Raw genomic sequence first — 26,143 nt, forward strand, 5'->3', positions numbered from 1 at the left:
AAGGCGTTCGGAGTCCGACACCGAAAATGCAATCCGTTCGTGATCATCTGGAAACCATTCTCGCGCGCCTCGCCGCCCGTGCCGGCGAAGAGCGCGTGTTCACGAAGCTCTATGCCGAAGCCGCACGGGCCGCGGCTGATGCCAGCGATGCCCGCAAGCGGGCAAGTGTGACGCTAGGGCCGCTCGACGGCACCATCGTCTCGATCAAGGATTTGTTCGATGTCGCCGGCGAGCCAACCACGGCTGGCTCGCTGATGCTTAGGACCGCAGCACCTCCGCTGCGCGATGCCGTGATCGTCAGCCGGCTGCGGCAAGCCGGCGCGGTCATTATCGGCAAGACCAACATGACCGAATTCGCCTTCACCGCGATCGGCGACAACCAGCACTATGGCACGCCCGGCAATGCCGTGGACGCCAGCCGCATTCCGGGCGGATCTTCCTCAGGCGCCGGCGTCTCGGTCGGTGAGGCGACGAGCGAAATATCGATCGGTTCCGACACCGGCGGTTCGATACGCATTCCGGCTTCACTCAACGGTGTCGTCGGCTTCAAGCCGACTGCGCGGCGCGTGCCTCTTGCCGGCGCGTTCCCGCTGTCCGCCACGCTGGACTCGATCGGTCCGCTTGCCCGAACCGTCGCCCAATGTGCCGCCGCCGACGCCGTAATGGCCGGTGAAGTGCCGACCGCGCTGACGCCGATTGCCCTTGCAGGGCTTCGCGTCGGCATTCCACGCGGCGTTCTTTTCGAAGAGACGGAAGACGAGGTGGCGACCGCGTTCGACCGCTGCCTTGGCAAGATCGAACAGACGGGCGCGCGGATCGCCGACCTGTCGATCGACGATCTGCTTGCCGATATGCGGGCTGCCACCAAGCGGGGTTCGATCGCTGCGATGGAAGGGGCCGAAGTGCATGCCGACTGGCTGGCGACAGGGGCTTCGGTGCCGGTCGACCCGCATGTCAGCGGACCTTTGTCGCGGGCGGCAATGCTGCCGACGCCTGTCTACATCAGGGCAATGCGCCGCCGCACAGCGCTCGTCGCCGCCATGGACGAGCGGCTGGCATCGGTCGATGTGCTGGCTCTGCCGACCACGCCGGTGACGGCGCCGACCATCGTTTCGATGTCTGACGATGCCGAGTTGCGCGACCGCACCGAAGGCCTGCTGCTGCGCAACACGCAGGTCGCCAACCAGTTCGATCTCTGCGCAATCTCGCTGCCGATGCCGGGCACGGCGCTGCCCGCCGGATTGATGCTGGTGGCGCGCAACGGGCACGACCGGCGCCTGCTGCGGATTGCTGCTGAAATAGAACAGCTGCTTGGCGCGTGACCAGGGCTGACCTGCCTATCAGCGCGACGAACAGTGCTTGCGTTCGCTGTCCTTGGCGGTCCGCACAATATGGGTCGCGACCAGCCAGGGGAGATTGTGCTCCTTGCCGGTGATCGTCTGGGTGCGGTGCTCGATCGAGCCTCTGACGACGATCTTGCCGGCATAAAGCGCGTCGGAAAGATCGGTTATCGCCTTGTCGGCCTGCGGCAATCCGCTGGGGTCGATCGACACGCCCTTGATGATCGTGCCGGTGCCAAGGTCGAGCGCGCTGTTCGATGGGCAGGGCGCCTTGAAGCAGCGCAGCCCGTTGTCACAATAGACATAGCTGCTTTCGGCCGCGAATGACGGCATGGCGCAGAGCGAACACACGACGGCTACCAGGGATGCGAGGCGTGGATCGGACATGGCTCTCAACGTCGCGGAGAATTGGGGCGAAACCGCGATGTGTTACAGGCTCTCCGGAAACCGCCGCCGGTAGTGATCGACCACTTCCGGATTGCGCAGATTGACCGGCAGCTTGTTGGCCAGCACCAGCAAGGCTTCACCCGCCGCGCCGACGCCCATGCGCATCATCGATTCTTCGGTGATCCCGGCCATGTGCGGCGTGATGATGACAGTGTCGAAGCCGAAATAGGGATGATTCGACGGCAGCGGCTGCGTCGCAAACACGTCGAGCGCGGCGCCGCCGATACGGCGTTTCTGCAACGCCTCGATCAGCGCGTCGTCGTCGATGACCGGTCCGCGCGACACGTTGATCAGCAGCGCATTGGGCTTCATTCGGGCGATCCGCTCACGGTTGATCAGGCCGCGCGTTTCCGGCGTCAGCGGGCAGCAGAGCACGATGATGTCGCTCTGCTCGACCAGCGCGTCGATCGACAGGAAGCCGACCTTGTCCGGCGCCGGCTGCATGCTGCGCGTCGTTGCCACCACCTTCAAGTCGAAGCCGTGCGCGGCGATATGGCCGACCGCCTGGCCGACGGCACCGAGGCCGACGATGCCGATCGTCTTGCCGGCAAGCTCGATGTTGGAATTGGCGTGCTCGCGGCCGGCGAGCCAGCCTTTGGTGCGCAGGTCGCGGTCGACGGCGCGGAAATTGCGCAGCAAAGCAAGCGCCGCAAACATGACGTGCTCGGCAACCGAGCGGGCATTGACCGCCGGCACGTTCGCCACCAGCACGCCGGCGACGGTCGCTGCTTCCATGGGGATCATGTCGAGCCCGGCGCCATGGCGGATTGCCGCCTTCAGCAGCTTTGCGCCGTCGAAAAGCTGTGGTGGCAGCGGCGCGCGCACGATGACGATCTCGGCATTTTTAGCCTCGGCGGCCAGCGTGGCCGGATCGATGGCGGAGGCGACGACGAGTTCGCCGGCGCCTGAGAGCATGGCCGAGGCGCGCGGGTGCAGGGCGTGGGTCGTGAGGATACGGGCCATGTCGATCAGGCTCTTTCGAGCGCCGGGCTTTGCGGCTCCTCGCCATGGCCCTCGATCAGGCCTTTCCAGTAGCTCTCAGCCCCTTGAAGATGGGCGCTCATCAGCGCCTGGGCGAGATTGCCGTCGCGGCGCAGCAGCGCCTCATAGATCTGGATATGCTCGGCATGCGAGCGCAGGTTGCGCTCGGGGTCGTTGAAATAGATCGGCAGGCGCTGCTCGCCCATCATGTAGTAGACGCTGCAGACATTGTGGAAGACGCTGTTCTTGGTGGCGCGCACGATTTCGAGGTGGAATTCGCGGTCTTCCCTGGCAAGCCCTTCGCCGGCGGCGATGCGCTCTTCCGAAGCCTTCAGGATTTCGCGCAGCCGCTCGAAATTCTCCTCGGTGGCGCGCGAACAGGCAAGTTCGGCCGCCTTGATCTCGTGGATCTTGCGCAGTTCGACCGTCTCGTAGATCTGGATCGGGTCGAGCGGCAGGCCTGCGCGGGCAAAAAGCGCCATGGCCTCCACACTGGCCTGCTTGGTGTCGATGTAGATACCGGACTTGGCTCGACGCTCGACGATGCGCATGGCCTCCAGGATGGCCAGCGCCTCGCGGATCTGACCGCGGCTGACGGCGAAATGCTCCGCCAGTTCGCGTTCCGAAGGCGTTCGGCCGCTCTCCTTGTCCGAATGGGAGAACAGGTAGGCAGCGAGTTCTGCGAGGAGGTTCTTTTCTTTCATCGTCAACCGCGTTGCGCGTGCGCCTCCAGGAACCGCTCCGAAATGGTGAATCCCAGACCCGGTTTTTCCGGGATCGCTATCATACCGTCCCTGGCTTCGACAGTCTCTTCGACCAGATCATGGATCATCGGGTTGGCGCCAAGCGAATATTCGACGGTGAAACTCGACGGCGAGGCGGCGCAGACATGCAAGCCTGCGAAAAAACAGGGCGCGCCGGCCCACAAATGGGGTGCAAAGCGCAAATTGAAGGCGCTGGCGATGGTGCCGATCTTCATCGCCTCGCTGATGCCGCCGCAGAAAGCGGGATCAGGCTGGAAGATGTCGGCGGCTTTGAGCACGGCAAGGTCGCGGAAGGCATAGCGTGTCGCCTCGCTTTCGCCGGTGGCGATCGGGACGGCACCTGACGCCCGCACTTCAGCCATGCCGGGCTTGTCGTCAGCGATAATAGGTTCCTCGAACCAGGCGAGGTCCAAATCGTTGACAAGGTGGATGAAGCGCTTGGCCTCGGCCACCGTGTAGGTGCCGTGCGCGTCGACCATCAGTTCGACATCGGGGCCGAGCGCCTGCCGTGCGGCCCGCACGCGGGTGGCGGAAATGTGTGCCGCGCCATCCATGGCGCCAACGCGCATCTTCAGTGCCTTGAAACCGCCCTTGGCGATATAGGACTTCAACTGCTCGCCGATGGCGTCGGCGGCTGCCCAGCCGCCGGACGCATAGGCCGGCATGCGATCGAGCTTGCGGCCGCCGAGCAGCCGCCAGACCGGAACGCCAAGCGATTTGCCAAGAATGTCCCACAGCGCGATGTCGACGGCGCTGATGGCGGCGATGCTCATGCCGCGCCGCGCCAGTTGCGGCATGGCGTGGCCGCCACGCGCGGCGCTGTCGTGGCGCACGCCATTGTAGAGCATCTCCCATATGACGCCGATGTCGGCCGGATCGCGGCCGACCAGTTGCGGCCCGACCTCATGGTTCAGCATGTGGACGAGCGCACCGTAGCTGCCGGCACTGCCAGCGGCGTTCTTGCCTTCGCCCCAGCCGACCAGCCCGTCATCGGTCTCGATGCGCAGGATGGCGGCGTCGAAGGTCGTCACCTGACCGAAGTCGCTGCGGTGCTGCCGAGCGGCTTCGATCGGAACGCGGATCCACCAGGCTTGGACGGACTTGATACGCATATTCTTCCCCAGCCCCGCCGCCGGTCAGGGCGGAAGGGCGAATTTCCCAGAGGCAGTCGACTACTTGATCAGCGGCAGCAACGTTTCGGCGTTGATGCGCATCTGGTCGGTGTAGAATTTCTCGGTGAGCACGCTGGAGCCGTGGTCCTGGATGAACTTCAGCTGCTCGGGCGAGATGTCGACCGGATTGCGCTCGACCATGTCGGGATAGGGGGCTGCCGGCGTCCGGTCGACGGGCGCGACGAACTCGTTGGTCAGCGCGCCGTCGTAGCCGATCTCGCGCAAGGTGGCGACGATCTTCGGCCAGTCGATCTGGCCGAGGCCGGCGGCAAACCGGTTGTTGTCGGCGACATGGAAGTCGAACAGGCGCTTTCCGGCCTGCCGGATCGCGTCATAGACGTTAAATTCTTCCATGTGGATGTGATAGGCATCGAGGCAGACGCCGCATTCGGGGCTGACCGCATCGGCCAGCGCCAGCGCCTGGGCGCCGCGATTGAACAGATAGGTCTCGAAGCGGTTAAGCGGTTCGACAGCGATCTTGACGCCGACCTTCTTGGCGTGGGTGAAGCACTCGCGAGTGGCGTCGACTACCCACTTCCATTCCTCTTCCTCGGTCCCGTCAGGCACAACCTTGCCGACGGTCGCCGGAACCAGCGTGATGATCTCGCCATCGAGTTCGCTGACCATGGTCAGCACATCCTTGACATACTGAACGGAACGCTCGCGCTGGCCCTGGTTCCTGGCGGCAAGGTTGCGCTCGCCCAGCATCAGGGTCACCGCGCCCCAGCAGCGAATACCATGCTCCTTCAGCAGCGCCCGGGTCTCCTTGGTCTTGTACTGCTCGGGCTCGCCGGAAATCTCGATCGACTCATAGCCGAATTTCTTGATGCGCTTGAGCGTCGTCTCCAAGGGTTCCGCGCGCATCCAGTTGTGCGTCGAAAGATGCATGGTCTGTCCTTCCCAAATCGTCTCTATGGTTCGCCTGCGACATGCATCGCCAAAAGGCGACACAAAGGTTCCTCCCCAAGGCGTTCCCAGCCTTTTCTCGCAAACTGGTTCGACCAATTGGGCCTGAAGCGAGGTCTACAGCAAATTCTCCAGATCGGCAAGAAGCGCTGGGATGCAACTTTCGCTGTGGATTATTTGCTTGATTATATTGAGATATATAGGCCTGCACCGGGTGATTTTCGGGTCTTGGTGGCGCATTGCATGGCTTGACCAAATTTCCACATTTGGTAATACCAGAATGGCGGTGCGTGCAAGCACCCGTTGAGAAAAGACCAAAGTGGCTGGCCCTGTTTCCAATCGGCGCTATGCTCGGTCGCGAGAGAAATGAGGGAGGATGCCGATGCCGACGACAATGAAGGGCCCCGGGCTGTTTCTGGCGCAGTTCGCGGGCGACGCCGCGCCGTTCAACTCACTGGCGTCGATCACCAAATGGGCGGCCGGTCTCGGCTACAAGGGCGTGCAGATCCCGACCTGGGACGCGCGGCTGTTCGACCTCAAGAAGGCGGCTTCCTCCAAGGCCTATTGCGATGAGGTGAAGGGCATCTGCGCGGATGCCGGCGTCGAGATCACCGAACTGTCGACGCATCTGCAGGGGCAACTGGTGGCGGTGCATCCTGCCTATGACGCGCAGTTCGACGGCTTTGCGCCGGCTTCAGTGCACAACAATCCCAAGGCACGGCAAAAATGGGCGGTCGAACAGATGGAGTTCGGGGCCAAGGCCTCGAAGAACCTTGGCCTCAAGGCCTCGGTCAGCTTCTCGGGAGCGCTGGCCTTTCCCTACCTCTACCCCTGGCCGCAGCGGCCGGCCGGGCTGATCGAGGAAGCGTTCGCTGAGCTCGGCAAGCGCTGGAAGCCGATCCTCGATGTCTATGAGGATAATGGTGTCGATTTAGGCTACGAGATCCATCCCGGCGAGGACGTGTTCGACGGCGCCACCTTCGAGATGTTCCTCGATGCGGTCGGCGGCCACAAGCGCTGCAACATCAATTACGATCCGTCGCATTTCCTGCTGCAGCAGCTCGACTATCTCGAATTCATCGACATCTATCACGAGCGCATCAAGGCGTTTCACGTCAAGGACGCCGAGTTCAACCCGACCGGCCGGCAAGGCGTCTATTCCGGTTATCAGAGCTGGACCAACCGCGCCGGGCGCTTCCGTTCGCTGGGCGATGGACAGGTGGATTTCGGCGGCATCTTCTCCAAGCTCACCCAGTATGGCTACGATTCCTGGGCGGTGCTGGAGTGGGAGTGCTGCCTGAAGCATCCGGAGGACGGCGCGGCCGAGGGCGCGCCTTTCATTGAGCATCACATCATCCGGGTGACGGAAAAGGCATTCGACGACTTCGCCGGCGGCGCTACCGACAAGAAGTTGCTGCGCGCCATGATGGGAATCTGACGCGGTTTCCCCTCCCCCTCAAGGGGAGGGTGGCCCGAAGGGCCGGGAGGGGTCGGTTCATGCCGAACTCTGCCTCAACGACCCCACCCGATCCGCTGCGCGGATCGACCTCCCCTCAAGGGGGAGGTGAGCAACAGCGAGGAGCAAGATATGGTCGGCGCATCGAAGTCGGAAACGGGAGGCGGCCCGATCCGCTATGGCATGGTCGGTGGCGGGCAAGGCGCTTTCATCGGCGCGGTGCACCGGATCGCGGCGCGGCTGGACAATGATTTCGTGCTGGTTGCCGGTGCTTTGTCAGCCGACCCGGCCCGTGCCAAGGCCTCGGCCGCCGAACTGGGGCTCGACCCCGCACGCAGCTATGCATCCTATGCCGAGATGGCCAAGGCCGAGGCGAAGCGCCCCGACGGCATCGAGGCAGTGGCCATCGTCACGCCCAACAATGTCCATGTGCCGGCGGCAAAAGCCTTCCTCGAGGCCGGCATCCACGTCATCTGCGACAAGCCGCTGGCGACGACGCTCGCCGAAGCAAAAAAGCTTGCCGCGATAGTCGAGAAGACTGGCAAGGTGTTCGTGCTGACGCACAACTACACCGCCTATCCGATGATCCGGCAAGCACGCGAAATGGTCGCCAAGGGTGTGCTCGGCGACATCCGCATCGTGCAGTCCGAATATCCGCAGGACTGGCTGACCGAGGATTTGGCCGCGACAGGCCAGAAGCAGGCGGCGTGGCGCTCCGACCCCAAGCAGGCAGGCGCCGGCGGTGCGCTGGGCGATATCGGCACGCATGCCTACAACCTCGCCCGCTTCGTCTCGGGGCTGGAACTGGACTCCCTGTCGGCCGATCTCGACGCCTTCGTGCCGGGCCGGCTACTCGATGACAACGTCAACGTCATGCTGCGCTTCAAGCCGGTCGGCAAGACGCATCCGGCCAAGGGCATGATCTGGGCAAGCCAGGTGGCGCCCGGCCATGAGAACGGGCTGAAACTGCGCATCTACGGTTCGAAGGGTGGGCTGGAATGGTTGCAGGCCGACCCAAACTATCTCTGGTACACGCCGTTCGGCCAGCCCAAGCAACTGCTCACCCGCAATGGCGCTGGCTCGTTGCCGGTGGCGGGCCGTGTCAGCCGCGTGCCGTCAGGCCATCCCGAGGGCTATCTCGAAGGTTTCGCCAACATCTACCAGGAGGCCGCGCGCGCCATCCGCGCTGCCCGCAAGAAAGGCGGCAAGCCGGCAAAGGATGTCGTCTTCCCGACCATTCACGACGGTGTCGAGGGCATGGCCTTCATCGAGGCCTGTGTGAAGTCGTCGAAGAAGAATGGGGCGTGGACGAAACTCTGAAATAGAGGCGGTCCGGGGGATCCAAGGGGAGGGGGGCGTCGATGAAAATCGGCATGTGCATGTTCTTATGGACGACGGCCGTGTCGAAGACACACGAGCCACTGCTGCGCGACATCAAGGCAACCGGTTTCGATGGCATTGAGATACCGATCTTCGCCGGCACGCCGGACGACTATAAAAAACTCGGCGATCTGCTCGACCGCATCGGACTGGAGCGGACCGCTGTTTCGGCCATGGGCGATCCAGGGATGAATTTGATCTCGGCCGACGCGGCGACGCGCAAGGCCGGTGTCGACTACATGAAATGGGCGATCGACTGCGCGCAGGCACTTGGCGCCGACACGCTGAGTGGCCCGCTGCATTCGACGCTCGGGTCGTTTTCCGGCTCCGGACCGACCGCTGCCGAGAAAAAGCGCTCCGTCGCCTCGCAGCGGGCGATCGGCGACCATGCCGGCAACAAGGGCGTCACCATCGGGCTCGAGGCGCTGAACCGCTTCGAATGCTATCTCCTCAACACGATGGCTGATTTGTCTGAGCATATCGACGCCATCGACCGGCCGCACATCAAGGCGATGTACGACACCTTCCACGCCAATATCGAGGAGGCCGACCCGATCGGCGCCTACACGAAACACCGCCGGAATGTCGTGCATATCCATATTTCGGAGAACGATCGCGGCGTGCCGGGGCGCGGCAACATTCCGTGGAAGGAAACATTCTCGGCCATCCGCAAGAGCGGCTATGACGACTGGCTGACGATCGAAGCGTTCGGCCGTTCGCTGAAGGATTTGGCGGCGGCGACCAAGGTTTGGCGGGATTTTTCAGAGACGCCGGAAGCGGTTTATCGGGATGGGTATAAGCATATCAGGAACGGGTGGAGGAAAGCCGCTTAGGCACCCTTCGTCATGGTGGGACGGAGCAAAGCCTTCCAACACACCTGCCGCCGCGTTCCTTCACACCCCCCTCTGTCCTGCCGGACATCTCCCCCGCAAGGGGGGAGATCGGATGTCCGTCGGCCTTCGCTAATCTTCGGCGTTGGAAGGACGGCGCCGTCAGCGGAACCGCCCAATCTCCCCCCTTGCGGGGGAGATGGCCGGCAGGCCAGAGGGGGGTGCTGTCCCGCCGACTTTTCGCCCAATTGTGCACCACAGGACGATCACCCCTGCTCGGCCTGGATCCTGTTGTAGTCGTGGATCGTCTGGCTCAGCCGGCGGCGCAGGAAGTTGGAGATGTTGTCGAAGATGAAGACAACGGCCAGGATCAGCAGCACCATGTAGAAGACGTTGGCCCAGTTGGAGTTGGTGCGCATCGCTTCCCACAGCTTCAGGCCGATGCCGCCGGCGCCGACAGCGCCGATGATGGTCGCGCCGCGGGTGTTGGATTCCCACTGGTAGAGCGTCTGGCTGATGAACACCGGCACCACTTCCGGCAGCACGCCGTAGCGCTGCACCAGAAGGCCGTTGGCTCCGGTCGAGGTAATACCCTCGCGCGGTTTGTCGTCGATGTTCTCCAGCGCCTCGGAATAGGTTTTGCCGAGCGTGCCGATCTCGGCGAAGAAGATGGCTGCACTGCCCGCCAGCGGTCCCGGCCCGAAGGCACGGGTGAAGAACAGCGCCCAGATCAGCATGTCGATGGAACGCATGAAGTCGAAGAAGCGCTTGAGCACCTGGTTGACCAGCCGGCTGGGCGTGATGTTGCGAGCGGCGAAGAAGGCCAGCGGAAAGGCGACGATGCCGCCCAGCATGGTGCCGAGAAAGGCCATGACGATGGTCTGCAGGAGCTTCGTCCAGACATCGCCATGCTGCCACTGGGCGTTGTTCCAGATGTTGTCGCCGGCCAGTGCCAGGTTGGACGTGCCTGGTTTCAGTTCCGGTCCGGAGACGATCAGCGAGGCGACTTCGCTTGCCGACTTGCCGAAGAACGGCGAGCGGGTGTCGAAGACGAAGTTTGCCCAGCCGAGAAATCGCTTTCGGATCCTGACGCGGTCAACGGCGACACGGGCCTCGCCGGCAAAGCCCATGTCGGCGACGACCTCATCTTCATGCGCGGTGATCCAGCCGGGAACCGGCCCCGAGATCAGCGGCTTGCCGGTGCCAAGCACGACCGCAACGGTCTCACCATTGGCAGTTATCGTCGCTTGCGTCTTGCTGAAGGTGACCGACTTGGCGGCGCCGTCGATAAGGACCGTCACCGAACCATCGGCATTGGTCTTGACCCAGTCCGGATCTGGGTTCGGGCCGAGCACCGAGAAGCGTGGATATTTGGCGGTGATCCGCGTTTCGTCGAGGCGGAAGATCGGCTGCACGTCGTAGCTGATCCATTGGGTCAGAAACAGCGGCAGCCGCTCCCAGTGCGATTCCCGCATGACCTGCGGCAGGTTGAAGAACCACAAGGCATAGAGCAGGTAGAGGAAGATGCCGCCAAGCAGCATCAGCGGCCCGAAGCGCTTGTGGAACGGCCGCTGGAACACCTGCGGGAAGCGCTCTTCGATCGACTGGATTTGATCGGCGGTCAAGGCAGCCATGGTCAAGCCCCCACCACGAAAGCCTGCTCGCCGACCAGCTTGCGGCGCAGCCAGGCGGAGAACTGGTCGACGATGAAGATCGTCGTGAACAGGAGCAGCACGAGGGCTATCGTCTTGGCGCCGAAGCCGCGCGAGATCGACAGCTTCAACTCCTCGCCGATGCCGCCGCCGCCGACCGCGCCCATGATGGTGGAAATGCGGACATTTATCTCAACACGCAGCAGCGTGTAGGACATGAAGTTGGGCAGCACCTGTGGCAGGCCGGCAAAGCGCACCCGCTCGAACCAGTTGGCGCCGACAGCCCTCAGGCCCTCTTCGGCGCGCATGTCGATATTCTCGTTGATCTCGTAGAACAGCTTGCCCAGCGCGCCGATCGAATGCAGGCCGATGGCGATGATGGCGGCGATCGGGCCGATCGAGACGATGGCGGCGAACAGACCCGCGATGACGATCTCGGGAAAGGCGCGCAGCAGCTCCATGAGGCGCTTGACGATCAGCCGCAGCACCGGATGCGGCGTCAGATTGCGCGCCGCGATGAAGGAGAACGGCACGGCGAAGACGAAGCCGATGAAGGTCGAGACCAGCGCCACGTTGAGCGTGGTCAGCATCAGCTCGAAATATTCGGGGATGTAGAAGCTGCCCCAGACATAGGAGCGGCCAAGCGGAAAGTTGAATTCCTGTGTGCCGGTGTCATGCGGGGAAGCGATGTCGAACATCGCCCGCCAGACATCGTTCCAGTCCTTGGGGACGAGCCAGCTCAGGAAGTCCAGCAAATGCGGCAACCGGTCGAAGAAATGCCCGGCATTGGCCTCGTCGGCGAACCACATGGTGCTGCCGAGCGCGACGATGAGAAGGCCGACACCGATGGCGGTGTAGAGCCGGCGCAAGGACGTCTGGCGACGCCAGGCGTCGGCCATCTGGTGAGTGGCGCCGGAAGGGGCTGTCACGGAAAGGGTCATGATCGGACATGCAAGAAGGGCGGCGTTTTCTCGACGCCGCCCTTCCTGATTTCGCCGTTAGCCGCCAATGGCTGCCTTACGGGCTTCGACGATGACGTTGTAGAAGTCCGCCTTAACCGGGACGTAGCCGGTAAAGTCGCCGCCTTCGACGCCTTCGAAGCAAGCCTTGTCCTTCTTCGGCAACTGCGTGAAGAAGTTGGCGAGCTTGGCGGTCATCTCGTCGCCGAGCGCGGTGCGCACGACCAGCGGGCCGTTCGGGATCAGGCCCGAGCGCCAGACTTCGACGAAGTCGTTGGGGTCGACGGCGCCCTTGGCGACTTCCTTGTGGAAGGTGCCCGAGGTGTAGCCGTCCTTGAAGTCGCCGATACCGGAGGAATCGTCCACCGCCACATCGACCTTGCCGTCGCGCACGGCCAGAACGTTGTTCTCATGGCCGCCGTTGAACTGGGTCGAAGCGAAGAAGGTTTCGTTCGAAGCGCCGGTGTCCTTCGGGATCTGGGTCAGCGGGATCAGATAGCCGGAGGTCGAATCCGGATCGGCGTAGCCGAGCTTCTTGCCCTTGGCCGACTTGATATCGGTGATCCCCGAGGATTTCAGCGCCAGACCGATCGAATAGTAGCCGGTGGCGCCGTCGGTCTGCTGGGTGGTGAGGATCGGGGTGACCGCCTTCGGGTCCTTGAGAGCGATGCTGGCGTAGCCGGAAGCGCCGAGTTCGGCGAAGTCGAGCGTGCCGCCAAGCAGGCCCTGGATGACGCCGTCATAGTCGGCGGCGGGGAACAGCGAAACCTTTTCGAAGCCGAATTCGGCCTTCAGATGGTCGGCGAGGCACTGGTAGTTGCGCAGCCGGTCGGTTTCGTTTTCGCCGCCGAGGATGCCGACGCGAAATTCCTTCATGTCGGCGGCATGGGCCATGCTGGTCGCCATGGCGAGCACCGAAACGGCGCTGAAAACCATCTTCCTGAACATCTGTAATCTCTCCTGTAGGTTCCGGCCCCGCGCCGGCAGCGTTCTCGATTTTGACAGGTGCCCTTGACGCGGGCTGTCGATCCCAACCGCTCTCTCTTGTTTGTCCATGATCTTGCCCGAAAACCGGATTCCACTTTTCGGGATCATGGACTCAATATCCCGGGAATGCGGGTTCGAGCGGTGCGGCGGATGCGGCGATCTTTCGGCTGAAGGCAACGCTGGTCGAGGTGATGGCCTCGGAGATTTCCTGGCCATTGCTGTCGGCGCCGTAGACGAGACGCACGGCCTCGCGGTTGAGTTCTTCCGGCGGGCCGTCGAAGACGACCTTGCCGGCGGCCATGCCGATGATGCGGTTGCAGTAGGTGCGGGCGGTGTCCAGCGTGTGAAGATTGGTGACGACGGTGATGCCGTCGCGCAGATTGATGTCCTGCAGCGAATCCATCACCACCTTGGCGTTCAGCGGGTCGAGCGAGGCGATCGGCTCGTCGGCGAGGATCACTTTGGGCTGCTGCATCATGGCGCGGGCGATGGCGACGCGCTGCTGCTGGCCGCCCGACAAGGTGCCTGCGGGCTGCAGCGCGGTGCGGGCGATGTCAAGCCGCTCGAGTGCCGCGACCGCCTCGGCGCATTCGGCGCGCGAGAACATGCCGAACAGGTTGGTGATGGTCGAACGGTGGTTCAGCTTGCCGAGCAGCACGTTGGTCAGCACGTCGAGGCGCGGCACCAGGTTGAACTGCTGGAAGATCATGGCGCAGTCACGCTGCCAGCGCCGCAGCGGCGAGCCGCGCAACTGGGAAACCTCGGCGCCGTCAAAAAAGATCGATCCCTGGCTGGGATCGATGAGACGGTTGATCATGCGAAGAAGGGTCGATTTGCCGGCGCCCGAACGGCCGATAATGCCAACCATCTGACCCTGTGGGATGGCGATGTTGATGTCGCTGACGGCGGTGTTCTTGCCAAATCGGCGGCTGACACCGCGGATTTCGAGCGTGGCGGAATTTGCTGACATGGGGCAGGTTCCAGTCTGGACCATATTGATCGTCAGGCACTCGCCTAACGCAGCCACATGAACCTGCCGTGTCGCGGTGATGTCAGTTTTGTTACGCTCCACAGGTGTGGAGTTATGGCCGGCCCAGGGCCAGCAGGTCCTCGAAGTGCTCCATGTCCCTGAAGCCGCAGAAGGCGGGAGTTTTGATTTCGATCACGGGAGCCTGCTGCTCGAAAAAGCTTGAGAGAGTCATCGAACAGGTCCTGCCATGTGGCTGCCATGACGATGATGTGAAGAATTATCCTTCGTATTTTTCCAGGAAGGCCTCGGCCGATAGTTCCCGGAAATCGTCGAGCGAAGCGCGCAGCCTGGCATGATCCCAGTCCCACCAGGCAAGCGCCTGATAACGGTCGGCGGTGCGGCGGTCGAAGCGCTCACGGATCGGTTTGGCCGGCACGCCGGCGACGATGGTGTAGGGGGCGACGTCCTTCGAGACGACGGCTCCGGCGCCGATCGCCGCGCCGTCACCGACGGTGACGCCGGGCAGGATGGTCGAGCCGTGGCCGAGCCAGGTGTCGTGGCCGATGGTGACTCGCCTGGCGCGACGCTGGGCGAAGAATTCTGTCTCGTGCTCGGCGTCGTCCCAGTAGTCCGAGGCGCGATAGGTGAAATGGTGCAGCGTTGGCCGCCAGGTCGGGTGGTTGGTGGCGTTGATGCGCACGCTGGCGGCGATGTTGGCGAACTTGCCGATCGTCGCGCACCAGACGGCGCAGTCCTGCATCATGTAGGAATAGTCGCCAAGCTCGCTTTCCGACACCCGGCTGCGGTCGGCGATCTCGGTCCAGCGGCCGAGCGTCGAATTCTGCACATCCGCCGTCGGATGGACCAGCGGCGTCTCGGACAATTTCCTGGTCATGCGGCGATTTTTCCGGGAGCGAAAGCGGTGACGTCGATGATGCGGTCGGCAACCGCCTCGCGTACGTCGTGGTCATGGAAGATGCCGAGCAGCGCGACATCAGCCGCCTTCTTGGCGGCGATGAGTTCAATCACGACATCGCGGTTTTTGGCGTCGAGCGAGGCGGTCGGCTCGTCGAGCAGCAGGATCGGATGCTCGGTGATGAAGCCGCGTGCGATGTTGACGCGCTGCTGCTCGCCACCGGAGAAGGTCGCAGGTGGCAATGCCCAGAGTTTCTCCGGCAGGTTGAGCTGCGCCAGCAAGGCGCGTGCCTTGCCGCGGGCAATCTCGCGATCCTCGCCGCGCTCGACCAGCGGTTCGGCGACGACATCCAGCGCCGAAACGCGCGGCACGGTGCGCAGGAATTGGCTGACATAGCCGATCGTTTGCCGGCGCACGGCAAGCACGGTGCGCGGGCTGGCAGTGGCGAGGTCGATCAGCCCGTCATCGTGGCTGACGATGATCTGGCCTTCGTCGACGGCGTAGTTGCCGTAGAGCATCTTCAGGATCGAGCTCTTGCCGGCACCGGACGGGCCGCCGAGCACGGTGCATTCGCCGGCCCTGATCGAGAACGAGACACCGGCGATAACAGGCAATTTGATGCCGTCGCGCAGATGCATGGTGAAGCTCTTGGCGACGTCTGAGACAACGAGGGGCGTCGGCATCAGAAGGTCCTCCAATCGCTGTTGGTTTGCGGGCCAGCACCCCCCTCTGGCCAATGCAATTGCATGTGCGGAATAACGGTGAAATCTCGAAGCGGGTGTTTGCGAGGTGTCGGCGCGAGGCACCCCCCTCTGTCCTGCCGGACATCTCCCCCGCAAGGGTGGAGATTGGCAGTTTCACCCGCAGCGCTTTTCTTGCAGCCTTGGTAATTGGTGAAAGCAGCAGGGACAGCCGATCTCCCTCCTTGCGGGGGAGATGGCCGGCAGGCCAGAGGGGGGTGCCTCGCGCCAAGGTTTCGCGAACACGCGCTTTGAGACTTCATCGTCAAACCTGCAGAATCGAGGAAACGAGCAACTGGGTGTAGGGCGCGCGCGGGTCGTCGAGCACGCGGTCGGTGAGGCCGCTTTCGACGACGCGGCCGTCCTTCATCACCATCATGCGCTGCGACAACAGCCGCGCCACGGCAAGGTCATGGGTGACGACGATGGCCGCCAGGCCGAGATCGGTGACCAGCCCGCGCAACAGATCGAGCAGGCGCGCCTGGACCGAGACATCGAGGCCGCCGGTCGGTTCGTCCATGAACACCAGACGCGGGCCGGTGACGAGGTTGCGGGCGATCTGCAGGCGCTGGCGCATCCCGCCGGAAAAGGCGCGCGGTTCGTCGTCGATGCGGTCCTCGTCGATCTCGACGCGCGACAGCCAGTCGACCGCGGTGGCGCGGATCTTGCCGTAGTGGCGGTCGCCGACCGCCATCAGCCGCTCGCCGACATTGGCGCCGGCCGATACCGTCATGCGCAGGCCGTCGGCCGGGTTTTGGTGGACAAACCCCCAGTCGGTGCGCATCAGGAAGCGGCGCTCGGCCTCACTCATGCGGTAGAGTTCGCGGAACTGGCCATCGCGCATGCGGTAGCTGGCGGTGCCGGAGGAGGGCAGCAGCCGCGTCGACAGGCAGTTGAGCAATGTCGTCTTGCCGGAGCCGGACTCGCCGACCACAGCCAGGACTTCGCCCGGCCACAGGTCGAAGGAGACGTTGTCGCAGCCGACGCGCGAGCCGTAGAATTTGGAAAGTGCCGAGACGCGCAGCAGCGGTTCGTCGGTCATTGCTTCTCCTTACCCTCCCCCTTGTGGGGAGGGTCGGCGCGCAGCGCCGGGGTGGGGGTTGAGTGGGCCGTAGATTGGTCAAGACCCCCCGCGCCTTCGGCGCGACCTCCCCACAAGGGGGAGGTAGGGGCGTTGCGCCGCTTCTCGCAATGGTCTGTGTCCGAGCAGACGAACATGTGGCCGCCATGGTCGTCGAGGATGACCTCGTCGAGATAGACATTCTCGGCCGCGCACAGCGCGCAGGGCTGGTCGAAGGTCTGCACCTCGAACGGATGATCCTCGAAGTCGAGGCTGACCACGTCGGTGAACGGCGGCACCGCATAGATGCGCTTTTCGCGGCCGGCGCCGAACAGCTGCAGCGCCGGTGAGCGATGCATCTTGGGATTGTCGAATTTCGGCGTCGGCGACGGGTCCATCACATAGCGGCCCTCGACCTTGACCGGATAGGCATAGGTGGTGGCGATGCGGCCGTGTTTGGCGATGTCCTCGTAGAGCTTGACATGCATGAGGCCGTATTCCTCCAGCGCATGCATCTTGCGCGTTTCGGTCTCTCGCGGTTCAAGGAAGCGCAGCGGCTCAGGGATAGGCACCTGATAAACAAGCACCTGGCCCGCCGTCAGCGGACGCTCGGGGATGCGGTGGCGGGTCTGGATGATGGTGGCGCTGGCTGTGTCGGTGGTCACCGCGACGTTGGCGACCTTCTTGAAGAAGGCACGGATCGAGACTGCGTTGGTGGTGTCGTCGGCACCCTGGTCGATCACCTTCAAGACATCATGGGGGCCGATGATTGAAGCGGTGACCTGGACGCCGCCGGTGCCCCAGCCATAGGGCATCGGCATTTCGCGCGAGGCGAACGGCACCTGGTAGCCGGGAATGGCGATGCCCTTGAGGATCGCCCGGCGGATCATCCTTTTGGTCTGCTCGTCGAGATAGGCGAAGTTGTAGGTGGCGATGTCGGTCATGGCGATCACATCCACATTGTGCTATTGAATCGGCGTCCAGGACGCGGAAACAGGGGCGAAATCGGATGACCCAGACCGCTTGGCTGCATATCGGAATTCTGCTGCTGGCGTTCGTCGGCGTGGTCGCGTTTATCCTCCGAAGAATGGTTTTTCCCGCAGCCAGGGAAGGCGCGCATGGCGAGAGCGTTGGCATCGGCGGCGGCTACAGTGGCGGGCATGGCGACCATTCGCACGACAGCGGTGGCGGTGATGGCGGGTCGGGCGACTAGGCTCATTCCGCCGCCTCCTTCTTGTCTTCCAGCATGTCGGCATTTCCGCGGGCGTCGTGTTCGGCGCGCATGCGGCGCACGAGGTCGAGTTCGGCCTGGAAGTCGACATAGTGCGGCAGCTTCAGATGTTCGACGAAGCCGGTCGCCTGGACGTTGTCGGAATGCGAAATGACGAACTCCTCGTCCTGCGCGGCGGCGACGACATCCTCGCCGAGTTCGGAGGCGCGCAGCGCCCGGTCGCAAAGCGCCATCGCCATCGCCTTGCGCTCGCTCTGGCCGAAGACCAGGCCGTAGCCGCGGGTGAACTGCGGCGGCGCCTTGGCTGAGCCTTTGAACTGGTTGACCATCTGGCATTCGGTGACGCGGACAGTGCCGAGCGGGACAGCGAAGGGCAGTTCGGGCACGTCGAGCTCAAGCTCGACCTCGCCGATGCGGATCTCGCCGACGAAGGGATGGTTGCGGGCATAGCCGCGCTGGGTGGAATAGCCGAGCGCCAGCAAAAAGCCCTCGTCGCCGCGTGACAGCGCCTGCAGGCGGATGTCGCGCGCCATCGGGAATTCCAGCGGCTCGCGGGTGATGTCGCCGGGGACATGGTCCTGCGGCATGTCGCCGTCCGGTTCGATCAAGCCTTCGCGGGCGAGGATCGCCGATACGCGCGGCATGGCTTGCGCTTCCGTCTCGCGCAGCAAGGGCTGGGCGACGTCGGCGCCGACGGCAAGCTCGGGATCGAGCAGCCGGTGGGTGTAGTCGAATGTGGGCCCGAGCAATTGGCCGCCGGGCAGGTCCTTATAGGTCGCCGACACGCGCCGCTCGACCAGCATGCCGGCGGTGTCGATGGGCCTGGTGTAGCCGAAGCGCGGCAGCGTGGTGCGATAGGCGCGCACCAGGAAGATCGCCTCGATCAGGTCGCCGCGCGCCTGGACGATTGCGAGTGCCGCCAACTCACGGTCGTAGAGCGAGCCTTCGCTCATCACCCGATCCACGCCGAGCGCCAGCTGCTCGACGATCTGGTCGAGGCGAAGGGCCGGCACCGAACGGTCGCCGCGTCGGCGGTCGGCAAGCAGGCTGTGGGCGTTGGCGATTGCGGCTTCGCCACCTTTTACCGCGACATACATTTTTTACGCCTCCATTGTCTTGATGCGCGTCGTGCGCGGCAGGCAGGCAATGCCATCTGATGTGGCGAGTATGATGTCGACGCCGCGCGGAAAGCGCTGGTTATTCTGCTTCCACTGCTCGACGAAATGGCGCGGTATCTGTGCCGGCGCGATCGTGGCGCTGGTTTCGATGCCGGGACCTTCGAGCAACAGCGGCGTGCCGGACACGAGATCGCCGACTTGCAGGATCAGCGTGGTCGAACGGTCGGGATAGTCCTGGGTGCCCTGCGAAAAACCATCGAGCGACATCATCTCGGCCGGGGCCGCGATGAAGGCGAAATGCGCATCGGCCGGTGTGTTGGCCAATGGCGCGCCGGTGTGGAACCCAAGCCAGGGTCTGATCGCGGTGGAAGCTTGCAGGGTCTGGTCGAGCCAGAGCGGGGTGTCGTTATCGCACAGCGCCAGTGCGATGGCGCCGGCGGCCGCCGAGAGCGGCGCCGGCGGGCGGGCGAAGGCCGGCAGCGGCTGCACGCTGCCTGGCCGCGCCATTGCGTCCATGACGGCGCGGAACACCGTCTGGGCATTGAAGACCGGATCGGCGAAACCGCCCTCTATCGATTGCGCTGCAATGTCCATCAGTCTTCTCCGCGAACCATGGTGAAGAAATCCACCTTCGTTGCCGCCGTCTCGGCGCGGCGTTTTTCATGCGCTGCGGTCAGAGCCGACCGCAGGGGCGCTATCAGTCCGGTCTCGACTTCATTGCGGCGGGCAGGGTCCTGCCACAGCGCGTCGGCGATGGCCGCCAGCTTCGCCTTCTGCTTGTCGCGGCCAAGCGCATAGCAATGTCCGACCTGCCCGGAGGGCAGCCGGACGGTGGCGCGGGTGACGGTCGCCTCGCCGACGTTGAAGGGCGCGCCGCCGCCGCCGATGCGGCCGCGCACGGTGACCAGCCCGGTCTCGGGGCCGCGCAGCAGTTCTGCTTCCGAAGGCAATCCGGCTTCATTCCAGAGCCGGACGATGTCATCGCCGCTGGATTGCGCCAGTGTCGCCATGGCGGCCTTGCGCTCGGCCTGGTCGCGGGCTTCCTGTCCTCGCATCAGCAGCATTCCTCTTTGTCAATTTGTCTATTGATATAGACAACTATACAAATTATACCTATTATCTAACGCGTGTCCATGACGGGTGGATGACAGCGATATAAGACTGGGCGCTGGAAGGTTGGGGCAATGATAGTCGGGCGGCTGGCAGCGGACAGCATCGAGCGGCGCAGTGGCGTTTCGCTGTGGCGGCAGATCGCCGACAAGATCCTGCATGCGATCGCCATCGGCGATTTCACGGAGAATGCAGCGTTGCCGCCGGAGGTGGCGCTGGCAGAACGCTATGGCGTCAACCGTCACACGGTGCGCAGCGCCATATCGGCCCTTGTAAGGGAAGGCGTGCTGCGGGCCGAGCAGGGGCGCGGCACCTTCGTACTGTCGCGCAAGCGGCTGTCCTATCCGATCGGCGCGCGCACACGCTTTTCGACAGGGCTGCAAGGGCAAACGACGGAACGGCACATCGTCCTGCTCGCCTCGTCGATCGAGCCGGCCAGCCAGCGCGTTGCCGAGGGCCTTGGCCTTGCCAGGGGAGCCGATGTGATCCGGTTGGAAACGCGCGGCGAAGCCGACGGACGGCCGGTGTCGCGTGCTGCCGGCTGGTTCGAGGCCCGGCGCTTTGCCGGCATCGATGCCGCGATGGCGCAAACCGGCTCGATCACCGCATCGCTGGCGCGTTTCGGCATCGACGACTATCTCCGGCAATCGACCGTGCTGTCGGCGCGCCATGCCGATGCGGCGGACCTTGCCGACCTCGACCTGCTGCCGGGCGCCATCGTGCTGGTCACGGTTGCCGTCAACGTCACGCCGGACGGCCAGCCGATCCAGTTTTCCGAGTCGCGCTTCCCGGCCGAGCGGGTGGAGCTGAAGCTGTCGGCGCTGTAGCTAACGTCGTCGTCCTTGGGCGAAGCAGGAGCGCAGCTCCGTCGCGGAGACCCAAGGATCCATGCCGCGATCTCGGGCGAAGAGCGCAGCGGCGCAGAATTCTGCACCGAAGCAACGCTCTCAGGTCACGGCATGGATCCTATGGTCTGCGCCGCGTCGCTTCGCTCCTCGCTCCGCCATAGGATGACGAAGCGATGGATGTTGCGGCTAGTCGCCAAAGCATCAGATCTACCAAGTTGGGCGCTCAACGATCTCCGAATTCGTGTCGAACAGGCGCCTCTATCCGACCTCGATCACAGCCTTGATCAGGCCGGATTTCTCGTGTGCCCAGCGGGCGAGATCGCGCGGCGTGCCGGCGAGTGTGGTGCGGTGTGTGACGAGCTTGGCCAGGGGCACGGCGCCGTTGCGGATCGAGGCGGCGACGTGATCGAAGTCGGCGCGCAGCGCGTTGCGGCTGCCGATCAGCGTCATCTCGCGCTTGTGGAATTCCGGATCGGAAAAGCTGATGTCGTCCTTGACGACGGAGACCAGCACCAGCGTTCCGCCATGCGCGACATGGGCGAAAGCCGACTGCACCGATTGGGTGTTGCCGGTGGCGTCGAAGACGACATCGAAGCCTTCGCCTGATGTCGCTCCCTTGACCAGATCGGGCACCGCGCCGCGCGACCCGTCGAGGGTCTGGAAACCAAGCTCATTTGCGGCGAAGGCGAGCCTTTCACTGCTCATGTCGAGCAGCGTCACGTCGAGCCCGGCGATGCGGGCGAAGATGGCGGTGCCGAGCCCGATCGGGCCAGCGCCGATGACCAGCGTGCGGGCGCCGGGGTCGGCGCGGGCGCGCCGCACTGCATGCGCGCCGATGGCCAGGAACTCGACTGCGGCGGCGTCGGCCAGCGAAAGGCCGTTGGCGGGATAGAGATTTTGCGCCGGCACCAGAATCCGTTCGCACATGGCGCCGTCTCGATGCACGCCCAAGACCTCGATCCTGACGCAGCAATTGGGCTTGCCGTGCCGGCAGGCGATGCACTTGCCGCAGGAAAGATAGGGGTTGATCACCACGGGCTCACCAACGGCAAGATCGACGCCGTCGCCGGCCTCGACGATCGTTCCCGACACCTCATGGCCCATGATGCGGGGATAGGCGAGGAACGGGTGCTTGCCCTCGAAAATGTGGTAGTCGGTGCCGCAGATGCCGACATGGCTGACCGCCACCAGCGCCCAGCCGGGAGGCGGTGCCTCTGGTGCGGGCCGGTCTTCAAGGACAAGATCGCCGGGCGAACGGCAGAGGACGGCTTTCATGCGCTAATCCAGTCATGAAATCGCCGGCCCGTTGGTGTGGCGGGCCGGCGGTTGATTGCGGGATCGCTACTTGCCGCGGCGGCGCAGGCCGTCGAAGTAGACGATGATGATGATCAGCGCGCCAGTGATGATGCGCTGCCAGAACGAGTTGACGTTGAGCAGGTTGGCGCCGTTGTTGATGGTGGCCAGGATGAAGGCGCCGAGCAGCGGCCCATGCACCGAGCCGACGGCGCCGAACAGCGAGGTGCCGCCGATGACCGAAGACGCGATCGCCTGCAGCTCCCAGCCCTCGGCCTGCGTCGGGTTGCCGATGCCGATGCGGGCCGCCAGCAGCACGCCGACAAAGGCGGCGCACAGGCCCGACAGCGTGTAGGCCATGTAGATGGTGCGCTGGACATTGACGCCGGACAGGCGCGAGGCCTCGGCGTTGGAGCCGACCGAAAACAGGTATCGGCCCCAGCGGCTGTGGTGCAGGAAAATATAGGCCGGAATGCCGACCAGGATCACCATCCAGAACAGGTTGGGGATGCCGATGAAGGAATTGCGCGAGAAGGCGGTGAAGGTGTCGCTGTTGATGTTGATCGAATTGCCGTTGGTCATCAAAAGGCCGATGCCGCGCAGCGAGGTCAGCGTTGCCAGCGTGATGATGAAGGGCGGCAGGCCCATCTTGACGATGCCGAAGCCGTGGAACATGCCGATGGCGACGCCGACCAGCAGCGTCACCAGAATGGCGAGCCAGATGGGGAAGCCGGCATTGATCATCATGGCCACGACCACGGTGGCGAAACCGACCACGGCGCCGACCGACAGGTCGATGCCGCCGGTGATGATGACGAAAGTCTGGCCGACCGCCATGATGGCGATCATCGAGCCCTGGCGCAAGAGATTGGCCATGTTGTTGGCGGAGGCGAAGCTCGTCGTCGCCACGGAGAGAAGGATCCAGAGCAGAACCAGCAGCGCCAAAAGCGTCAGCCCAAACAGGACATTATAGTTGCGCTTCGGTTTTTCGACGGCAATCGCCTCGGTGCTCATATTTGTCCTCCCAGCTTTTCTTGTTTCTCGGCGAGCGCCTGAGTAAGAATATCCTCGTGGCTGGCGGCGTGAAAACCGTGCGTCGCCACCAGTTTGCCGCGCCGGAACACATGCAGCGTGTCGGCGAGTTCATAGACTTCCGGCAGATAGGACGAGATCAGGATGATGCCGGCGCCCTTTGACAAAAGTGCGCCGAACAGGCGGTAGATCTCGGCCTTGGTGCCGACATCGACGCCGACCGTCGGCTCGTCGAAGATGAACAGCTTGGCGCCGTGCGCCAGCCATTTGCCGATGACGATCTTCTGCTGGTTGCCGCCCGACAGGCTGGATGCCAGCGCGCCGCGCGTCGGTGTCTTGATGCGCAGATCGGCGATCTGGCGATCGGCTTGCGTCTTCTCCTGCGTGCTCGAAATCAGCAGATTGTTCGAGATACGCTTGTAGATCGGGAGGTTCAGGTTGAAGCCGACCGGCAGGTTGAGGCAGAGGCCCTGGTCGCGGCGGCTCTCCGGCGCCAGCGCCATGCCGAGCTTGATCGCGTCATGCTCGGAATTGACCTGCACCTCCTTGCCTTCCCAGAGGATCTGGCCGGCGGATTTGCGGTGGCGGCCGTAAAGCGTGGTGACGAACTCGCTGCGTCCGGCACCGATCAGGCCATAGAGTCCGACGATTTCGCCGGCGCGGACCGTCATCGAGACATTTTCGAAGCCCTTGCCGGACAGGCTCCTCGCCTCGATGATGGCGGCGCCCGGCGTGAAATGCTCCTTATGATAGACCTGCTCGATCGAGCGGTTGATCATCATCTTGACCAGCTCGGCATCGTTGGTCTCGGCGATGTTGCGGGTGCCGACCAGCGTGCCGTCGCGCAGCACGGAAACACGGTCGGCGAGCTCGAACACTTCCTCCATACGGTGGCTGATGTAGATGATCGTCACGCCTTCGCCCTTCAGCCGACGGATCAGGGTGAAAAGCTGGTCGGCCTCCTTGCGGGTGAGGTAGGCGGTCGGCTCGTCGAAGATCAGGAATTTGGTGCCGCGCACGGTGGCGCGGGCGGCGGCTATCAACTGCTGCTGGCCGATGGTCAGGTCGCCAAGCGTGACATGCGCCGGCAGGTCGAAACCGAGGTCGTCGATGATCGTCTGCGCCTGCCTGACCATGGCGCGCTGCTGCAGGATGCCGAAGCGTGAATTCTCCTCGCCTAGGAACATGTTGGCGGCGACCGTCAGGTGACGGCACAGCACGACTTCCTGGTGCACGGCATTGATGCCGAGCGCCATCGCCTCGTGCGGCGTGGCCAGGGCGGCCGGTTGGCCCTCCCAGGCGATCTCTCCGGAGGTGCGCGGCATGACGCCGGTCAGAAGCTTGATGAGCGTGGATTTGCCGGCGCCGTTCTCACCGACGATGGCGTGTATCTCACCGGACTTGAAGGCGAGGTCGACCGGCTTCAGCGCGTGGGTGCCGGGATAGCGCTTCTCCAGCCCGCGCAATTCGAGGATGGTCCGCCCCGGTTCCAGAACGGGTGTGGGATGCAGTTCCTGCGCCGTCGAAATCATGACAATCCTCCCAGATTGGCCTCCCGGATTGGCTTCCCAGGCTGGCCTCACGATTGGCACGCGGCGAGGCAAGGATATGCCTCGAAAACAGCCTAGCTCAGGCGTGCGGATTGCCAAGCCGTTTGTGCGGCAGCTTGTGTCTCCGGGGCGAGGTGCCCCGGAGACGATTGCGGATGCGACGGCTCAGAGCTTCGGATTGAGCAGCGCGTCGATCTTGGGGTCTTTCATGTTGTCCTTGGTCACCAGATTGGCGCCGGTGTCGACATTGGCTTCGACCTTCTCGCCTTTGGAGGCGGCGAGTGCGGTCTTGATGCCGTCATAGCCCATCCGGTACGGATCCTGGACGACGAGGGCGGAAATGACGCCGTCGTTGAGGAACTTGATCAGCTTCTCGTCGCTGTCGAAACCGACCAGCGCCAGTTTGCCGCCAAGGCTGTTTTCCGCGACAGCCTGGCCGACGCCCTGCGCCATGATCAGGTTGGAAGCGAAGATGCCCTTGAGGTTCGGGTTGGCGGTGATCAGGTCGGTGGCGATGTTGAGGCCGGTGGTGGCCTGGCCGTCGGCATATTTATCGGCGACCAGCTTGAGGCCCGGATATTTGGCGGCCAGCTGTTCGGTGAAGCCCTGCTTGCGCTGTTCGAGCGAGCCGGCGCCCGGTGCGTTGGTGATCAGGGCGACGTCGCCCTCGATCTTGCCGCCGTTGGCAGCGCCGATGGCGGCTGCGAGGCCGTCGGCGGCGACGCGGCCGCCCTGGACGTTGTCGGTGGTCAGGAACGAGGTGAAAGCCTTGGAGTCGGCGCCGGAGTCGATGCCGATGACCTTGACCTTGGCAGCGGCTTCATCGATCGGCTTGCCAAGCGCCTTGAACTCGGTCGGCGCAATGACGATGGCCGCCGGGTTGCTGGCAACGGCGTTCTCGAGGATCGAGACCTGGCCGTTGACGTCGGTTTCAGCCTGGGCACCGAGTTCCGGCACATTGACGCCGAGATCCTTGCCGGCCTTGCGGGCGCCGGCCAGAACGATCTGCCAGTAGAAGGACGTGGTGTCCTTGACGATGATCGGAATGGTGACGTCCGCCGCCGAAACCGGCGCCGAATGCATGACGCCGGCGAGCATCGAAGCTGCTGCCAGCGCCATGACGGCGCGGCGGTTGAGAATGCTGGTCGCGAATTTCATGAGGTTTCCTCCCTAAGTCGCCCGGTGAACGTTACGGAAGCTCCGTCCGGATAGGCGCGGCCCAAACAGAACTTTATCAATAAAAAACAATTGCCATGTTTTGATAATGCATCGAACAGATCGATGCAAGCGGTGTTTGATCAATCCTTGCGAGGTCTGGCAGAGGCAGATCCACCGCGCTGCTCCCCATTGACGCCGTCACGCTTCCGTTCCGTTCCGGGAATGTATGGAATATTAATTCCA

The 26,143-nt window shown here is 63.7% G+C and carries 25 protein-coding genes and 1 pseudogene; 6 read left to right on the forward strand and 20 right to left on the reverse strand.

Features of this window, described 5'->3' with window-relative positions; translation table 11 throughout:
- Nucleotides 1–26 precede the first annotated feature (26 nt).
- Nucleotides 27–1,322 (forward strand): amidase, encoded by a 1,296-nt coding sequence (locus NKJ11_RS12805; protein ID WP_128304521.1) that lies wholly within the window; start codon nt 27–29, stop codon nt 1,320–1,322.
- Nucleotides 1,323–1,340: 18 nt separating this feature from the next.
- Here the strand turns inward: NKJ11_RS12805 and NKJ11_RS12810 are convergent, their stop codons facing one another.
- Genes NKJ11_RS12810 through NKJ11_RS12830 form a run of 5 tightly spaced genes read right to left on the reverse strand, consistent with a single transcriptional unit; the run spans nt 1,341 to nt 5,592 of the window.
- Nucleotides 1,341–1,727: a hypothetical protein gene (locus tag NKJ11_RS12810; protein WP_128304520.1), complete on the reverse strand. Its 387-nt coding sequence runs from the start codon at nt 1,725–1,727 to the stop codon at nt 1,341–1,343.
- A 42-nt stretch (nt 1,728–1,769) separates the two neighbouring features.
- Complete coding sequence (locus NKJ11_RS12815; RefSeq protein WP_128304519.1) at nt 1,770–2,750, reverse strand: hydroxyacid dehydrogenase; 981 nt, start codon at nt 2,748–2,750, stop codon at nt 1,770–1,772.
- Between the two features lie 5 nt (nt 2,751–2,755).
- Nucleotides 2,756–3,472: a FadR/GntR family transcriptional regulator gene (locus NKJ11_RS12820; RefSeq protein ID WP_023812459.1), complete on the reverse strand. Its 717-nt coding sequence runs from the start codon at nt 3,470–3,472 to the stop codon at nt 2,756–2,758.
- Nucleotides 3,473–3,474: 2 nt separating this feature from the next.
- Nucleotides 3,475–4,644, reverse strand: a complete 1,170-nt coding sequence (locus tag NKJ11_RS12825) for a mandelate racemase/muconate lactonizing enzyme family protein (RefSeq protein ID WP_023812460.1) — start codon at nt 4,642–4,644, stop codon at nt 3,475–3,477.
- A gap of 60 nt (nt 4,645–4,704) precedes the next feature.
- Nucleotides 4,705–5,592, reverse strand: coding sequence for a sugar phosphate isomerase/epimerase family protein (locus tag NKJ11_RS12830; protein WP_023812461.1), 888 nt, complete (start codon nt 5,590–5,592; stop codon nt 4,705–4,707).
- 400 nt (nt 5,593–5,992) lie between these two features.
- On the opposite strand from NKJ11_RS12830, the gene NKJ11_RS12835 reads away from it, so the two are divergent.
- The 3 genes from NKJ11_RS12835 to NKJ11_RS12845 all read left to right on the forward strand — a co-directional run bounded on the left by NKJ11_RS12835 (nt 5,993) and on the right by NKJ11_RS12845 (nt 9,279).
- Nucleotides 5,993–7,048, forward strand: a complete 1,056-nt coding sequence (locus NKJ11_RS12835; protein WP_352793460.1) for a sugar phosphate isomerase/epimerase family protein — start codon at nt 5,993–5,995, stop codon at nt 7,046–7,048.
- Nucleotides 7,049–7,198: 150 nt separating this feature from the next.
- On the forward strand, nt 7,199–8,386 hold the full coding sequence (locus tag NKJ11_RS12840; RefSeq protein ID WP_352793462.1) for a Gfo/Idh/MocA family protein: 1,188 nt from the start codon (nt 7,199–7,201) through the stop codon (nt 8,384–8,386).
- A gap of 41 nt (nt 8,387–8,427) precedes the next feature.
- Nucleotides 8,428–9,279, forward strand: a complete 852-nt coding sequence (locus NKJ11_RS12845; protein WP_352793463.1) for a sugar phosphate isomerase/epimerase family protein — start codon at nt 8,428–8,430, stop codon at nt 9,277–9,279.
- A 263-nt stretch (nt 9,280–9,542) separates the two neighbouring features.
- On the opposite strand, the gene phnE (NKJ11_RS12850) is transcribed toward NKJ11_RS12845, so the two are convergent.
- From phnE (NKJ11_RS12850) to NKJ11_RS12885, 8 genes and pseudogenes are all read right to left on the reverse strand, one after another.
- Nucleotides 9,543–10,910 (reverse strand): phosphonate ABC transporter, permease protein PhnE, encoded by a 1,368-nt coding sequence (gene phnE, locus NKJ11_RS12850; RefSeq protein WP_352793464.1) that lies wholly within the window; start codon nt 10,908–10,910, stop codon nt 9,543–9,545.
- A 2-nt stretch (nt 10,911–10,912) separates the two neighbouring features.
- Complete coding sequence (phnE, locus tag NKJ11_RS12855) at nt 10,913–11,869, reverse strand: phosphonate ABC transporter, permease protein PhnE (RefSeq protein WP_352728065.1); 957 nt, start codon at nt 11,867–11,869, stop codon at nt 10,913–10,915.
- A 57-nt stretch (nt 11,870–11,926) separates the two neighbouring features.
- Nucleotides 11,927–12,835 (reverse strand): phosphonate ABC transporter substrate-binding protein, encoded by a 909-nt coding sequence (gene phnD, locus NKJ11_RS12860; protein ID WP_352723355.1) that lies wholly within the window; start codon nt 12,833–12,835, stop codon nt 11,927–11,929.
- A 151-nt stretch (nt 12,836–12,986) separates the two neighbouring features.
- Entirely contained in the window at nt 12,987–13,844 is an 858-nt protein-coding gene (phnC, locus tag NKJ11_RS12865) for a phosphonate ABC transporter ATP-binding protein (RefSeq protein ID WP_352793466.1), read from the reverse strand.
- 277 nt (nt 13,845–14,121) lie between these two features.
- Entirely contained in the window at nt 14,122–14,739 is a 618-nt protein-coding gene (locus NKJ11_RS12870; RefSeq protein WP_128306073.1) for a DapH/DapD/GlmU-related protein, read from the reverse strand.
- Entirely contained in the window at nt 14,736–15,443 is a 708-nt protein-coding gene (gene phnL, locus NKJ11_RS12875; protein ID WP_023812471.1) for a phosphonate C-P lyase system protein PhnL, read from the reverse strand. Before phnL ends, NKJ11_RS12870 begins: the two co-directional genes overlap by 4 nt.
- A 322-nt stretch (nt 15,444–15,765) precedes the next feature.
- Nucleotides 15,766–16,542 carry a phosphonate C-P lyase system protein PhnK gene (gene phnK / locus NKJ11_RS12880; RefSeq protein WP_023760811.1) on the reverse strand — a complete coding sequence of 259 codons (777 nt, stop codon included), beginning with the start codon at nt 16,540–16,542 and terminating at the stop codon, nt 15,766–15,768.
- Between the two features lie 134 nt (nt 16,543–16,676).
- Nucleotides 16,677–17,504: pseudogene (locus tag NKJ11_RS12885) on the reverse strand (alpha-D-ribose 1-methylphosphonate 5-phosphate C-P-lyase PhnJ); the annotation flags it as partial.
- Between the two features lie 65 nt (nt 17,505–17,569).
- Here NKJ11_RS12885 and NKJ11_RS12890 point away from each other — a divergent pair.
- Nucleotides 17,570–17,773: a hypothetical protein gene (locus tag NKJ11_RS12890; RefSeq protein ID WP_023812473.1), complete on the forward strand. Its 204-nt coding sequence runs from the start codon at nt 17,570–17,572 to the stop codon at nt 17,771–17,773.
- A gap of 2 nt (nt 17,774–17,775) precedes the next feature.
- On the opposite strand, the gene NKJ11_RS12895 is transcribed toward NKJ11_RS12890, so the two are convergent.
- The 3 genes from NKJ11_RS12895 to phnG are packed head-to-tail and all read right to left on the reverse strand — an operon-like array spanning nt 17,776 to nt 19,964.
- Nucleotides 17,776–18,888 (reverse strand): carbon-phosphorus lyase complex subunit, encoded by a 1,113-nt coding sequence (locus NKJ11_RS12895; protein WP_352793467.1) that lies wholly within the window; start codon nt 18,886–18,888, stop codon nt 17,776–17,778.
- A 3-nt stretch (nt 18,889–18,891) separates the two neighbouring features.
- Complete coding sequence (gene phnH / locus NKJ11_RS12900; RefSeq protein ID WP_352555810.1) at nt 18,892–19,503, reverse strand: phosphonate C-P lyase system protein PhnH; 612 nt, start codon at nt 19,501–19,503, stop codon at nt 18,892–18,894.
- Complete coding sequence (gene phnG, locus NKJ11_RS12905; RefSeq protein WP_023812476.1) at nt 19,503–19,964, reverse strand: phosphonate C-P lyase system protein PhnG; 462 nt, start codon at nt 19,962–19,964, stop codon at nt 19,503–19,505. The genes phnH and phnG overlap by 1 nt, the downstream gene beginning before the upstream one ends.
- A 132-nt stretch (nt 19,965–20,096) precedes the next feature.
- On the opposite strand from phnG, the gene phnF reads away from it, so the two are divergent.
- Nucleotides 20,097–20,846: a phosphonate metabolism transcriptional regulator PhnF gene (gene phnF, locus NKJ11_RS12910; protein WP_023812477.1), complete on the forward strand. Its 750-nt coding sequence runs from the start codon at nt 20,097–20,099 to the stop codon at nt 20,844–20,846.
- A 279-nt stretch (nt 20,847–21,125) separates the two neighbouring features.
- Here phnF and NKJ11_RS12915 read toward each other — a convergent pair whose 3' ends face one another.
- The 4 genes from NKJ11_RS12915 to NKJ11_RS12930 form a co-directional block, all read right to left on the reverse strand.
- Nucleotides 21,126–22,142 (reverse strand): zinc-binding alcohol dehydrogenase family protein, encoded by a 1,017-nt coding sequence (locus tag NKJ11_RS12915; RefSeq protein WP_023812478.1) that lies wholly within the window; start codon nt 22,140–22,142, stop codon nt 21,126–21,128.
- Between the two features lie 66 nt (nt 22,143–22,208).
- On the reverse strand, nt 22,209–23,174 hold the full coding sequence (locus NKJ11_RS12920) for an ABC transporter permease (protein WP_023812479.1): 966 nt from the start codon (nt 23,172–23,174) through the stop codon (nt 22,209–22,211).
- Nucleotides 23,171–24,724: a sugar ABC transporter ATP-binding protein gene (locus NKJ11_RS12925; protein WP_352440832.1), complete on the reverse strand. Its 1,554-nt coding sequence runs from the start codon at nt 24,722–24,724 to the stop codon at nt 23,171–23,173. The genes NKJ11_RS12920 and NKJ11_RS12925 overlap by 4 nt, the downstream gene beginning before the upstream one ends.
- Nucleotides 24,725–24,907: 183 nt before the next feature.
- Nucleotides 24,908–25,900, reverse strand: a complete 993-nt coding sequence (locus NKJ11_RS12930) for an ABC transporter substrate-binding protein (RefSeq protein WP_023812481.1) — start codon at nt 25,898–25,900, stop codon at nt 24,908–24,910.
- Nucleotides 25,901–26,143 lie beyond the last annotated feature (243 nt).

This window comes from Mesorhizobium sp. M0243 (genome assembly GCF_040321775.1).
GTDB lineage: Bacteria > Pseudomonadota > Alphaproteobacteria > Rhizobiales > Rhizobiaceae > Mesorhizobium.